Source organism: Verrucosispora sp. TAA-831, from assembly GCF_050780145.1.
Lineage (GTDB): Bacteria > Actinomycetota > Actinomycetes > Mycobacteriales > Micromonosporaceae > Micromonospora.
In genome coordinates this window covers 4,714,977-4,727,065 of the sequence record NZ_CP192240.1, presented here as the reverse complement: position 1 = coordinate 4,727,065, position 12,089 = coordinate 4,714,977, and the positions used below count along the sequence as shown (strand labels likewise).

Sequence of the window (12,089 nt, the reverse complement as noted above, 5' to 3'; positions counted from 1 at the left end):
ACAGCCACGTCAATACCCCATGACAAACCGACGTCAAGGCCCCCGGCCGCCCCCTCGCCGCTCTCCCGCTACCCCTCGCGACACTGCACTCGCCCGTCGATCATGGAGTTGTGGTCACCGCAGGCGTCACCACGGTCGCCGAGGCGGCCTTTCAAGATCGCCTATGGCACCCCGGTCTGGAGCCACTGGTCGGGATCGCCGACATTCGGGTGGTGCACTGCCAGGTCTCCGCGCAGACGGCCTTCGACCGCGTCCGGCGACGACAGGACGAGGTCGCGACCCGGCGGGCCCATGCGGATGCGCACCTCGGCGGCCGACAGACCCATGCCGTCCGCCACCACGAGTTTCAGCCCGTCCGGCTCGACGTACCCGAGATCGAGGTGGACGCCAGCGACGGCTACCGTCCCGGACTCGACGAGATCGTCGCCTTCGTGGACGCCGGGCGATGAGCCGATCGCCAGCGGCCCGGCCGGTGGATGGTTCCCGGCGCGAGGAGGGGTCAGATCAGATATCGAGGTGGAACTTCTCCAGCACCGACGGGGCGACCAGGCCCAGCGCGGCCAGTGCCGAGACGACCATGAGCCCGGTGCGTACGAAGACGGTCTCGGTCCGTCCGCCGGCCCGCATCGCGATCTTGTCGGGCAGGCTGATCGGTGTCCACATCCGCCGTTTGATCGGGATCGGCCACAGGATGGGTACGCCGGCTCGGGTGATCATGTCGCCGAGGATGTGCACGAACGAGCCGACCCCGACCGCCAGCCCGATCATCGGATAGCCGCGGTCACCGGGCAGGTTGACGGCGGTGAATACGGCGGCGCCGGCCGAGACCAGCGTGACGATGACCCAGCCGGCGCGCGCGGCCCACTTGTCGAACAGGCCGCGCAGCGCCAGACCGATCATGAAGAACAGGATGCCGATGACCGCCCACTTGCCGTACTGGACGCACAGCGTGGTGGTGCCCCAGCCGACCAGCACGGTGAACGGGATGGTGTGGGTCAGCGTCCGGTGGCCGTTGTTGCGCTTCGGGTCCCGACTGAGTTTGGTGGCGTAGTAGACGCCCAGCGAGATCTTCTCCACCACCTCGGCGACGAACAGCGAGAAGACACCGAAGGTGCGGGCCACGGTCGCGCCGCCCCGGTTGCGGGTCACCTTGCCGGACAGGTCGATGTCCGGCAGCAGCGCGGCACCGGCGCAGACGGCGGTACCGACGGCCAACGCCAGCGGCGACTGCTCGTAGTCGTAGAAGTGCTGGAGCGCCCAGGACCCGCTCAGCCATACCGCCGCGCCTGACAGCGCGTGCGACGGACCCATCATCTCGGCTCGCCCTCCCCAGGGATCTTGAGCGCCAAAACTACGTCACTGTAGTTCTCCGCCACGCCGCAGGGGGACCGGCGTTCTCCTCCACAAGGGACAGCGCCGTGGCGCTGCCCGGGGAACGGCCCGACCACCAGGGAGTATGGCAGCGCCGAAGGGCTCACCGAACCGCTTGTGTCGGCCATGGGACGCGGCGTACCGCCGACCTGTCGTAGCCCGGCGGTACGGTCTCCGGGACGTCGTCGCCGCACATCGGCGCTTCCGGACGGGGTGCCCGCATGCCCACAGAGATCACTTTCGACAGGATCGCCCCGGTGGTGCCGGTGCGTGACCTGGACGCCGCGCTGGACCGCTACCGGCGGCTCGGCTTCACCGTGCGCGCCCACACCGGGCCCGAGCGGTACGGATTCGTCGAGCGGGACTCGGTCTCGTGGCACCTGACCGAGTGGGCCGAACACGACCCGACCCGCACGGCGTCGGCGCTCTACCTGTACGTCTCCGATGCCGACGCGCTGCATGCCGCCTGGGCCGCCTCGGGTGTCGACGGCCGGCTGGGCGAGCCTCACGACACCCCGTACGGGCTGCGCGAGTTCGCCTACGTCGACCCGGACGGCACGCTGCACCGCATCGGCGCACCCGTTCCCGCGCTGGGTTGACCGGACGGGCGGGCCAGCCACCGTCGCACGACGCGCCGCGCCGAGCCGGCTACGCCCGGTGCGCCGGTGTCACGTGGGCGTGCTCTCCCTGCGGACCGAAGAGCGTGAGCAGTTCCGCGGGCCGCTCGTCGGCGCTGCCGATCCAGTGCGGGATGCGGGTGTCGAACTCGGCCGCCTCGCCGACGCCGAGCCGGAACTCCTGATCGCCGAGGACGAACCGGACGGTGCCGTTGAGCACGTAGAACCACTCGTATCCCTCGTGGGTCTGCGGTTTCGTCGTCGGCGACCGCCCCGCCGGCGGATAGATCACCTTGTACGCCTGGACGCCGCCGGCCCGCCGGGTCAGCGGCACCAGCACCAACCCGGCGCGCCGGATCGGCCGGAGGTGGATGCGCGGATCGCCGGTGGGCGGCGCCGCGACCAGATCATCCAGCGGTACGCCGTACGCCCGCGCCAGCGGCAGCAGTTGCTCCAGTGTCGGGCGCAGCTTGCCGTTCTCGAGGCGGGACAGGGTGCTCGCCGTCAGGCCGGTCTCGCTCGCCAGCGCCGCCAGCGTGGTCTGACGCGCTCGGCGCAGCGCCCGCAGTCGCGGCCCGACACCGGCCAACACGTCCCCGGCAGAGTCGTCCATGCCCCGATGATTGCGGATCTGCAAGAGAAATTGCAAACGGGCAAAGGTGTTGGTGATGCTGGCGGCACCGCACCGCGCGATCGGCCTGCCGGACGCCGGTGCGCCGACCTGACGAAAGGGCACCAATGGACGCCACCGGAGCATCGGACCCGAACGGGCCGGACGACGCCGTTCGGTTCTGGGAGCGGCACTACCGCTCCCGGCGTACCTGGGGCGGACGGGCCAACCCGCTGCTCGCCGAAACCGCCACGCCACTGCATCCCGGCGACGCCCTCGACCTGGGCTGCGGTGCCGGCGGCGACACCCTATGGCTGGCTCGCCACGGGTGGCACGTCACCGCCGTGGACATCTCCGCCACCGCCGTCGACCGGGTCCGGGCCCGCGCCCGCGAGCTCGGCCTCGGCGACCGGGTCGTCACCGAACGGCACGACCTGACCAGCGGCTTCCCGGCCGGCCGGTTCGACCTCGTCTCCGCCCAGTACTTCCACACGCCGTTCGCGATGCTGCGCAGCCGGATCCTTCGTACCGCCGCACGGGCCCTGCGCCCCGGTGGACACCTGCTGATCGTCGACCACGGCTCCACCGCCCCCTGGTCCTGGAACCAGGACCCCGACGTCCACCACCCGACCCCGCACGAGGTCGCCGCCGACCTCGAACTGGACCCCGCGCACTGGACGGTGCTGCGCGCCGATGCGCCCCATCGTCGCGCGACCGGACCGGCCGGTCAGGTCGCGACCGTCATCGACCACGTCCTGCTCATCCGACGTGCCACCGGAACGGAGTGACGGACGTGCCGACCGACCGCCCACGACGAACCCGCGCCCGGGCCCGGGACACCGGACCGGCCTGGACCGGCGCCGACGAGAAGGCCACCCTGCGAGGCTTCCTCGACTACCTGCGTACCTCGATAGCGGACAAGGTCGCCGGCGTCGACGAACCGCAGGTCCGTACGGCCGGGGTGCCCTCGGGGACCAACCTCCTCGGGTTGATCACGCATCTCACGCACGTCGAACGCTTCTACTTCCTCGGCGAGACCGTCGACAACTGGCGGGCGACCATGCGGCCGTCCGCCGACGACACCGTCGAGGGCGTACTCGCCGAATACCGGGCCACCGTCGAGCGGGCCAACCAGGTCATCGACGCCTGCCCGGACCTGTCCCATCCCGCCCCGCGACCGCCTCGACGCGGACCGGCGCCGTCGATGCGGTGGGTGCTGGTGCACATGATCGAGGAGACCGGCCGGCACGCCGGCCACGCCGACATCCTCCGCGAACGGATCGACGGCTCCACCGGCCGCTGACCGGCCCGTCACCATCGACCCCAACCATCGGTGTGTCCTCTGACGTTCTAGAGCGGTGAGGGGGTGGGCATGGTCCAGTCGTTCCACGAGTTCGTGGTGCATCGTTCGCCGGGGTTGTCGCGGACGGCGTATCTGCTGACCGGGGATCATCAGCTCGCCGAGGATCTGTTGCAGGTGGCGTTGGCGCGGACGTATCGGCATTGGCGGCGGGTTGCCGATGGTGACCCGGAGGCGTACGTGCGTCGGGTGATGTATCACCAGCAGGTGTCGTGGTGGCGGCGGCGTCGGTTGGTGGAGCGGCTGGAGGCGCAGCCGCCGGAACGGCCGGCCGGTGACGGCACCGAGGCCAGCGCGTTGCGTCTCAGCCTCGCTGCCGCGTTGCGGCAGCTGACTCCGCGTCAGCGGGTGGTGATCGTGTTGCGGTTCTACGAGGACCTGACGGAGGCGCGGGTCGCCGAGGTGTTGGGTTGTTCGGTCGGCACGGTCAAACGCCATGGCCATGACGCATTGCGGCGGCTCCGGCAGATCGCCCCCGACCTGGTCGACGACACGGCCGAGAGGAGTGCACGGTGACCAGCCGACTGCGCGAGGCGTTGCGGGACACGGCGGAGGACGCGCCGGTCTACCCGGTGTACGAGCGGGCGCTGGCCACCGCACGACGCACCCGACGCCGGAACCGGGGCGCGGCAGCGCTGGTCCTGGTCCTGGTCGCGCTCGCCATGACAGTGGCGCCGGTGGGGCGCGCCCCGAGCGTGGACCCGGCCGACGGGGTCGCCGGTGCGCTGCCGGACCGGATCGGCCTCCCGCCGATCGGTGCGCTGCACGTCACCGACCGACCGCGCCTCGGCCCGGCCGCCGTCCTGTTCAGCGGGGAACGAGGGCGGCTGAACGGGCCGGACCCGACGGGTTACGTCGGGGCGGTCGGTGCCGACTCCGATCGCTATCGGATCCTGCGGATGGGAGCCCATTCGCCGGCCGGCGAGAAGGTGCTGCTGTCCCCGGACGGCCGGTACATCGCCCGGTCCGCCGACGATCCGGAGCGGCCGGGTGTCGACGTCATCGACCTGGTCACCGGTCGCACCCGGCACGTCGAGAGCACCTCGGAGCACGTGACGTTCGCGTACCCGGCGGGGTGGACACCGGACGGCCGGCACATCGCCATGGTGGACATCGTGTTCGCCGACGCGCGGCAGTCGAGCCTACGGTCGGTGCTCAGCGTCGTCTCGGTCGACGGGCGCGAGCGGACTCGCGTGCGCGAGGCAGCCCACCAGCAGATCTTCGCTCACCCGGTCGCGTTCACGCCGGCCGGCGACCGGCTCGCCTACCAGGTCGGCAACACGGTCTGGGTGGCCGCGCGGGACGGTACGCGGCTGTCGTCGTTCGCGGTGCCCTACGAATCCACGTTGGCCGGCAAGGGAGCGTGGACCCCGGACGGTCGATGGCTGACCCTGGCCACCCGTCGCGTGGACAGCACTGAATGGCACCTGCGCCGGGTGGACCCGCTGACCGGCCGCGACGCCGGAACGCTGGACCTGCCGGCCGTCTCCGACGTGACCACCATCCGCCTGCTCGGCTGGGGACCGGACGGGTCCGCGCTGGTCGCGGGCTTCATCCCGAACCCACTGTCGCCCGCCCGGTTCGACCAGCCGTTGGAGATCGACCAGCGCACCTCGTCCGGCAGCGTGCGGGGTGTCCGGGTGCTCGCGCTGACTCCGGGTGCTGACGAGCCGCGTACGGTGCTGACCGCTCCGGATCAGATTTTCGCGATCGACGTGGCCGACGGTGTGATCGAGAGCGGTCGGGTGCGGGAGGCGAGTCCGCCCGGTGGGGTGGGCGGCCGGTTCTGGTGGTGGACGGGGCTGATCATCCTGGTCTGGGGCGGGATCGCCGCCTATCGGGGCCGGGTCGGGCTGGCGCTCTGGTTCGATGACCGGCGGGTCCGGCGGGCCCGTGCCGCAGCGGGCGAGGAGTGATCAGCTCCACCAGCGTTTGCGGGGCGCCCGGACGGTCACGTCGCCGAAGATCGCCCGGCAGGTCACCTCGATCACCGGGCTGCCGGGGGTGACCGGACCGGTCAGCTTCGACTTCTTGTCACCGAAGACCGCGCTGCCGGTGAGCCGGACGTCGGTGCCCTCCGGCACGACGATGGTGATGCTGCCGAAGATCGCGTCCGCGTCGATGCGGATCACGCGGGCGGAGAGCTGGGCCTCGTGCAGCTCGATCCGGCAGTCGCCGAAGACGGCCCGTGCTTCGATCAGTTCCGGTGCCGCCCAGGCGCCCTTGCGGACCTCGCTGCCGAAGATCGCCAGGAGCTTCTCCGGGGTCGGGGCGTGCCCGCCCAGGGGCTGCACGCTACGGCCGGGGTGATCCGGCAGGTCCGTGGTCAGCCGGGCCAGCTCACCACGCGTCTGGGAGGCGTGTGCGGCACCGGCCCGCTCGGTGTACTCGTCGAGGGTGATCCGGCCCTCGGTCACCGCCTTGCCGAGCAGGTCCACGACCTCCTCCCGCTCCCGGTCGGAGACTCGCAGCCGGTCAGTGTCGTCGTGCCGTTCCCGTTCCACGCCCCCGAGCCTAGCGGCGTGCCGCACCGACCCACCCCACCCGGCCTCCGTCGATCCTCCAGGACAGCCGGTGATTCAGGCGCCGAGGAGTCAGCGGCGGGGGCGGAAGCCGGAGCGGATGGTGGCGAACTGGGCGGTCGAGGGCTCCCAGTCGTACTCGTGGGTGATCCAGCCGAGCGTCCAGGCGCGGTCGCGGACCCGCCCGTCCGGCACGAGTTGCGTGGCACGGAGCCGGTCGCCGTGCGGGGTCAGCCAGCCGAACTCCCACGCGGTGGCGTCGCCCATCCGGCCGAGCCGGAACTCCTGGTACCCGGGGAGGGTGCCGGCGGCCAACTCCCGGTCCCGGACCGCGCGCAGCCGCGCCACCGGGCCGAGGCTGGTGTCGGTGCTGCGGGCGACGGTGAGCGCGCGCCCGGTCGCCGGGTCCTGGAAGCAGGCCACGTCGTCGTCGCGGGAGTACCGCCACTGTTCCGGCAGGGCCACCCGGAAGTCGGTGCGGTCGGTGTGCCAGGCCCAGCCGGACGGTGGCCGGAACGTCTCGTCGTCGGGCACCGGCGCGGCGGTGTCGAGCGGCCCGCCGTCGACCCACGGTCGCACGCAGGGCAGCGGCGGTGGTACGAGTCCGCCCGGCGGCGGTGGGGGCGGGCGTCTCCCGTCGGGTGGGGGCGGACCACCCGGGCCCGGGTTCGGGCCACCGGCTTCGTAGGGGGCCGTCCCCGGCCACGATTCGGTGACCCCGTGGGGTGCGTCCGGGTGGTCGTCGCCGGTGCCCACCACGGTCAGCGCGGTACCGATACCGGCGGCCATCGCCACCAGGACGGCGACGGCGGCGAGCGCCCAGGGCCGTGCCACCGCACCTCGCTCGCGGTCCGGCTCGCCGGTGCGGGTCCGCAGCTTCAGCGGAGTGGTTTCGTCCGGCAGGTCGTCCCGGTCGTCGGGAGCGGCCGTCCTTTCCTCGATGGTGGGAGCGGCCGGGTCACCCTCCGTCCGATCGTCGGCGTGGTGTCCGGAGGTGGGGTGGTGCGGGCCGGGGTCGGGGGATCGCCCGTCGCCGGGCAGGGGAGCGGTCTCGTCACCGGTCTGCGGTGGGGTCTCGTCGGGGCCGGCGGCGGCGAGCAGTCGGCGGCGGGTCTCGGGGTGGTCGGCGCGGTGCGCGGGGTCGCGGCGCAGCAGCCCGGCCAGGACAGCCGAGAGCGGCCCGGCGTGGCGGGCCGGGTCCGGTGGTGCGCAGGCCAGCGCGCTGAGGGTGGCCATGGCGGTGCTGCGGGCGTACGGCGAGCGGCCCTCGACGGCCGCGTAGAGGGTGGCGCCGAGCGACCAGAGGTCGGCCGGCGCGCTGGACACGCCTTCGGCGGCGCGTTCGGGGGCGACGTACTGCGGGGAGCCGAGGATGGTACCGGCGCCGGTCATCGCTCCGTCGCCGTCGAACACGGCCAGCCCGAAGTCGGTCAACAGGACCCGGCCGTCGTGGGCGAGGAGCACGTTGGCGGGTTTGACGTCGCGGTGCAGGACGCCGGCACTGTGGGCGGCCTGCAACGCCTCCAGCAGGGCCAGGCCGATGCGGGCGGCGCGTCGCGGAGGCAGGGGCCCGTCGGTGTCCAGGACGTCCTGGAGGGTGCGCGAGGGCACGTACTCCATGACGATCCACGGGGTGCCGCCGTCGGAGACCACGTCGTAGACGCGGACCACGTTGGGGTGGTTGAGCCGGGCGGCGGTGCGGGCCTCGCGCAGCGTCCGGGCGCGCAGGTGGTCGAGTTCGTCACCGCCGAGCCGGGCCGGCAGGACGACCTGTTTGACGGCGACCTGCCGGTGCAGCAGTTCGTCGTCGGCCCGCCACACGGTGCCCATCCCGCCGCGACCGACCAGGTCGAGCAGTCGGTACCGGTCGGCGATCAACGCTCGCACGTGTCCCCCATCCACCGTCCGGCGTACACCTTAGCCAGCGGATCGGGGATCACCTATCTCGTGCGCGCGTGTCTCGACGGTGAGCCGGCGGCCCCTCACACGGCCAGCAGGTTGCCGTCGGGGATGGTGATGGCGCGGCGGCGGGGTACGGAGTCGACGACGGGGTGCCGGGAGTGCGTGGGCCCGTGGTCGCGGCGGGCGACGGCGTAGGTCTCGGCGGTGCGGGCGGCGATGGTGGCCCAGCCGTACCGGCGGCCGACCATGGTGCGGGCCGCGCGGGCGACGCGGCGGGCGAAGACCTCGTCGCCGAGAAGTTGGCCGACCGCGCCGGCCAGTGCCGACGGATCGCTGTGCGGGAAGGTCACGCCGGTGACGCCGGGTTCGACGATCTCGGCCAGGCCGCCGGTGCGCGCCACCGCCAGGGGTGCGCCGGCCGCTGCGGCCTCCAGTGCGACCATGCCGAAGGGCTCGTAGAGGCTGGGGACGACGGTGGCGTCGGTGGCACCGAGGACCGCCGGGAGCTGGGTGTTGTCCAGGAACCCGGCGAAGCGGACGGTACGGCCGAGCCCGAGCTGCCCGATGCGGTCCTCCAACTCGCCCCGGTACGGGCCGTCGCCGGCGATCAGCACCCGCAGCCCGGGGTGCCGTTCCCGTAGCTCGGGTACGGCGTCGACGAGGTGCTGCACGCCCTTCTCGTAGACCAGTCGGCCGGCGTACCCGAGTAGTGGGCCGTCTCCGGCGAAGCGGGCACGGGCGGTGGCGACCGCGCGGGGGCGGGCCCGCCAGGCCCGGTCGTCGACGCCGTTGGGGACCACGTCGACGTGTCCGGCGGGTACGTCGAACAGCGTGGTGATCTGCTCGCGCATGTAGCCGGAGCAGGCGATCAGTCGGGTGGAGGCGTTGCTGAGCCAGTGTTCGACGCCGTGGATGGTGCGGTTCATCTCCTCGGGCAGCCAGCCCTGGTGTCGGCCGGCCTCGGTGGCGTGGATGGTGGTGACCAGTGGCAGATCCAGGTGTTCGGCGACGGTGATCGCGGTGTGCGCGACCAGCCAGTCGTGGGCGTGGACGACGTCGTAGTCGCCGGTGTCGGCGGCGCGCAGCGCGGCGCGGGTGAGGGTGTGGTTGAACGCCATCGTCCAGGCCAGCAGGGAGCCGGTGGCCAGGGGGAAGGTGACCGGGTCCTCGGCGGCCCGGACGACGCGTACGCCGTCGACGTGTTCCTCCAGCGGCGCGCCGTCGGCGTGGCGGGTGACGACGGTGACCTGGTGGCCGGCGGCGGCCAGGGCGACGGAGAGGGCGTGCACGTGGCGGCCGAGTCCGCCGACGAGGACGGGTGGGTACTCCCAGGACAGGATCAGCACCCGCTGCGAGCGTGCGGGGTTGATGTCGATCACGTCGGCGTTCGGTGACATACGCGCCCCCTCGGAGTCGTCCCCGCGCGCCCGGCAGCAGGCCCCCCGGCGGGCCTGTCGGTGTCGCGGCTGGATCGGGACCAATCCTGGTCGGGCCTGGATAACCAGCGGAGACGTAGCCGTTGCGGTGGTGTAAAGGGCTGCCGGCGGCTGGGCCGGTGTGGGGTGGCGGTACCGCCCGACACCGGTCTGCGACATTCGTAGGAGTCGATCGGTGGTTTGTCCCGCAGGTGTCGGATGACCTACCACGTCCGGCTTCGTAGGTTCTATTCGGACGGTGTACCGACCGACCCTGGGTCCGCCCGCCAGCCGGTGCGCGGCGGTCGACGTCGGGTGCCGGGAAGGAGAAGCAGGATGCGAACCACGAGGCGATGGTGGGTTCCGGCGGTGGCGGTCGCGGTGATCGCCGCCGTCCTGCCGGTGACCCCGGCGGCGGCGCAACCCGTGTCCGCCGGCACGGGACCGGTCGTCGCGGACGGCGTCACCCAGCCGGTGTTCGGGTACGCCGATGCGATCCGCGAACGGATCTTCGTGACCTCCGACGTCGACACCGACGCCGACGGCGCGCTGGACGTCGTGGCGATGGACATCATCCGGCCCAAGGCCAGCGATCAGGGCCTGCGGGTGCCGGTGGTGATGGACGCCAGCCCGTACTTCTCGACGGTCTGCCGGGGCAACGACAGCGAGTGCAAGGCGGACCTGGACGGCGACGGCCTCAACGACCGCTGGCCGCTGTTCTACGACAACTACTTCGTCCCGCGCGGCTACGCGGTCGTCCTGCTGGACATGATCGGCACCAACAACTCGACCGGATGCCCGGTGACCGGCGGGCGGGCGGACAACATCAGCGCGCCGACCGGCATCGACTGGCTCAACGGCCGTCGCAAGGGCGTCGACGCCGACGGCAACGAGGTCGTCGCCGACTGGCACAACGGCCGGACCGGCATGATCGGCAAGTCGTACGACGGGACGCTGGCCAACGCAGCCGCCGCCACCGGCGTCGACGGGCTGACCACCATCGTGCCCATCTCGGCGATCTCCAACTGGTACGACTACTCGCGCAGCAACGGGTTGGTGACCCGGGCCAACAACTACTCGGGCAGCCTGGCCAACACCGTCACCGATCCGGACCGGCGGCAGTACTGCGCCCCGGTGCGGACCCAGCTCGGCCAGGGCGGTGACGACGCCACCGGCGACTACAACGACTTCTGGGCGGAACGGGACTACCTGCCGCACGCGGGCCAGGTCAAGGCCAGCGTCTTCGTGGTGCACGGCATCAACGACGACAACGTCCGGGCCGACCACTTCAGCAAGTGGTGGTACGCGCTGGCCGAGCAGAACGTGCCGCGCAAGCTCTGGCTGACCGGCACCGGGCACATCGACCCGTTCGACTTCCGGCGCGCCGAGTGGGTGCGGACCCTGCACCGCTGGTTCGACTTCTGGTTGCACGGCATCGACAACGGGATCATGCGGGAGCCGACGGCCGACGTCGAGCGGCTGCCGGACGTCTGGGAGACGCACGCCGACTGGCCGCTGCCGGCCAGCCGACCCACCCAGGTGTTCCTGCGGCCGGGCACCGACGGTGGCCCCGGCGGGCTGTCCGTGCGCTCGGGCCCGGGCAACCGCTCGGCGACGTTCCGGGACACCCCGACGATGAGCCAGGCCACCGCGATCCGGCACCCGTCGGACCCGTCGGCCAACACGGACAACCGGCTGGTGTTCCTCTCCGCGCCGCTGACCGCGCCGCTGCACATCTCCGGTACGCCGATCGTGCGGATCAAGGCGTCGGTCGACGGAACGGACACCAGCTTCGCCGGGCTGCTGGTCGACTACGGCACCCGGGAGCGGTTCAGCACCAGCGGCGACGGCATCCAGACCCGCAGCACCGAGGACTGTTGGGGCGAGGCGGCCACCTTCGGCGGGTACGCGGAGGAGGGCTGCTACCGGCAGACCGTCAAGACCGTGGCGAGCAACCCGCAGGAGCTGGTCACCAAGGGGATCGTGGACGGGCTGAACCTCGACTCGCTGTACGTGTCGACGCCGCTGGTGCCGGGCGCGAAGTATGGCGTGGACGTGCCGCTGATGCCGGAGGACTACGTCTTCGAGACCGGGCACCAGATCGGCGTGGTGCTGCTCGGCTCCTACTCCGGCTACAGCAGCCGGGCCAAGCAGACCCGGGCGCAGATCACCGTGCACTTCGACAGCACCCGGATCACCCTGCCGGTGGTCGGTGGCCGTCCGGCCGCCGTCGCGGCGGGTCTGGGCTGACCGACGGGCCCGGCTGACCCGCCGGGCCGGGGCTGACGTTGG

12 protein-coding genes are annotated in these 12,089 nt (G+C 72.2%); 7 read left to right on the top strand and 5 right to left on the bottom strand.

What is annotated here, in order from left to right:
• Nucleotides 1-110 precede the first annotated feature (110 nt).
• Entirely contained in the window at nucleotides 111-449 is a 339-nt protein-coding gene (locus tag ACQVFL_RS20915) for an ATP-binding protein (RefSeq protein WP_431727420.1), read from the top strand.
• A 55-nt stretch (nucleotides 450-504) separates the two neighbouring features.
• Here ACQVFL_RS20915 and ACQVFL_RS20910 read toward each other — a convergent pair whose 3' ends face one another.
• A complete protein-coding gene (locus ACQVFL_RS20910; protein WP_350700646.1) occupies nucleotides 505-1,314 on the bottom strand; it encodes a metal-dependent hydrolase in 810 nt (269 codons plus the stop codon).
• Nucleotides 1,315-1,592: 278 nt separating this feature from the next.
• On the opposite strand from ACQVFL_RS20910, the gene ACQVFL_RS20905 reads away from it, so the two are divergent.
• A complete protein-coding gene (locus tag ACQVFL_RS20905) occupies nucleotides 1,593-1,970 on the top strand; it encodes a bleomycin resistance protein (protein WP_431727419.1) in 378 nt (125 codons plus the stop codon).
• Between the two features lie 49 nt (nucleotides 1,971-2,019).
• On the opposite strand, the gene ACQVFL_RS20900 is transcribed toward ACQVFL_RS20905, so the two are convergent.
• Complete coding sequence (locus tag ACQVFL_RS20900) at nucleotides 2,020-2,601, bottom strand: helix-turn-helix domain-containing protein (RefSeq protein WP_396699225.1); 582 nt, start codon at nucleotides 2,599-2,601, stop codon at nucleotides 2,020-2,022.
• A 125-nt stretch (nucleotides 2,602-2,726) separates the two neighbouring features.
• Between ACQVFL_RS20900 and ACQVFL_RS20895 the strand changes: the two genes are divergently transcribed.
• The 4 genes from ACQVFL_RS20895 (at nucleotide 2,727) to ACQVFL_RS20880 (ending at nucleotide 5,874) form a co-directional block, all read left to right on the top strand.
• Complete coding sequence (locus ACQVFL_RS20895) at nucleotides 2,727-3,386, top strand: SAM-dependent methyltransferase (RefSeq protein WP_396699227.1); 660 nt, start codon at nucleotides 2,727-2,729, stop codon at nucleotides 3,384-3,386.
• A gap of 5 nt (nucleotides 3,387-3,391) precedes the next feature.
• Nucleotides 3,392-3,901 (top strand): DinB family protein, encoded by a 510-nt coding sequence (locus ACQVFL_RS20890; protein WP_431727418.1) that lies wholly within the window; start codon nucleotides 3,392-3,394, stop codon nucleotides 3,899-3,901.
• 69 nt (nucleotides 3,902-3,970) lie between these two features.
• Nucleotides 3,971-4,474: a SigE family RNA polymerase sigma factor gene (locus ACQVFL_RS20885; RefSeq protein WP_431727417.1), complete on the top strand. Its 504-nt coding sequence runs from the start codon at nucleotides 3,971-3,973 to the stop codon at nucleotides 4,472-4,474.
• Nucleotides 4,471-5,874, top strand: a complete 1,404-nt coding sequence (locus ACQVFL_RS20880; protein WP_396699233.1) for a TolB family protein — start codon at nucleotides 4,471-4,473, stop codon at nucleotides 5,872-5,874. Before ACQVFL_RS20885 ends, ACQVFL_RS20880 begins: the two co-directional genes overlap by 4 nt.
• Here ACQVFL_RS20880 and ACQVFL_RS20875 read toward each other — a convergent pair whose 3' ends face one another.
• The 3 genes from ACQVFL_RS20875 to ACQVFL_RS20865 form a co-directional block, all read right to left on the bottom strand.
• Nucleotides 5,875-6,462 (bottom strand): DUF1707 SHOCT-like domain-containing protein, encoded by a 588-nt coding sequence (locus ACQVFL_RS20875; protein WP_431727416.1) that lies wholly within the window; start codon nucleotides 6,460-6,462, stop codon nucleotides 5,875-5,877.
• A gap of 90 nt (nucleotides 6,463-6,552) precedes the next feature.
• The gene (locus ACQVFL_RS20870; RefSeq protein WP_431727415.1) at nucleotides 6,553-8,367 is read right to left on the bottom strand and encodes a serine/threonine-protein kinase; all 1,815 of its coding nucleotides are present in this window, start codon (nucleotides 8,365-8,367) and stop codon (nucleotides 6,553-6,555) included.
• Between the two features lie 95 nt (nucleotides 8,368-8,462).
• A complete protein-coding gene (locus ACQVFL_RS20865) occupies nucleotides 8,463-9,779 on the bottom strand; it encodes a glycosyltransferase family 4 protein (protein WP_396699240.1) in 1,317 nt (438 codons plus the stop codon).
• 354 nt (nucleotides 9,780-10,133) lie between these two features.
• Between ACQVFL_RS20865 and ACQVFL_RS20860 the strand changes: the two genes are divergently transcribed.
• Entirely contained in the window at nucleotides 10,134-12,047 is a 1,914-nt protein-coding gene (locus ACQVFL_RS20860) for a Xaa-Pro dipeptidyl-peptidase (protein ID WP_431727414.1), read from the top strand.
• The last annotated feature ends 42 nt before the right edge of the window (nucleotides 12,048-12,089 follow it).

Excerpts from the sequence above, each read along its gene's own strand:
- ACQVFL_RS20860 (WP_431727414.1), top strand. The coding sequence starts at position 10,134 with ATGCGAACCACGAGGCGATGGTGGGTTCCGGCGGTGGCGGTCGCGGTG.
- ACQVFL_RS20900 (WP_396699225.1), bottom strand. The coding sequence starts at position 2,601 with ATGGACGACTCTGCCGGGGACGTGTTGGCCGGTGTCGGGCCGCGACTG.
- ACQVFL_RS20885 (WP_431727417.1), top strand. The coding sequence starts at position 3,971 with ATGGTCCAGTCGTTCCACGAGTTCGTGGTGCATCGTTCGCCGGGGTTG.
- ACQVFL_RS20865 (WP_396699240.1), bottom strand. The coding sequence starts at position 9,779 with ATGTCACCGAACGCCGACGTGATCGACATCAACCCCGCACGCTCGCAG.
- ACQVFL_RS20910 (WP_350700646.1), bottom strand. The coding sequence starts at position 1,314 with ATGATGGGTCCGTCGCACGCGCTGTCAGGCGCGGCGGTATGGCTGAGC.
- ACQVFL_RS20895 (WP_396699227.1), top strand. The coding sequence starts at position 2,727 with ATGGACGCCACCGGAGCATCGGACCCGAACGGGCCGGACGACGCCGTT.
- ACQVFL_RS20905 (WP_431727419.1), top strand. The coding sequence starts at position 1,593 with ATGCCCACAGAGATCACTTTCGACAGGATCGCCCCGGTGGTGCCGGTG.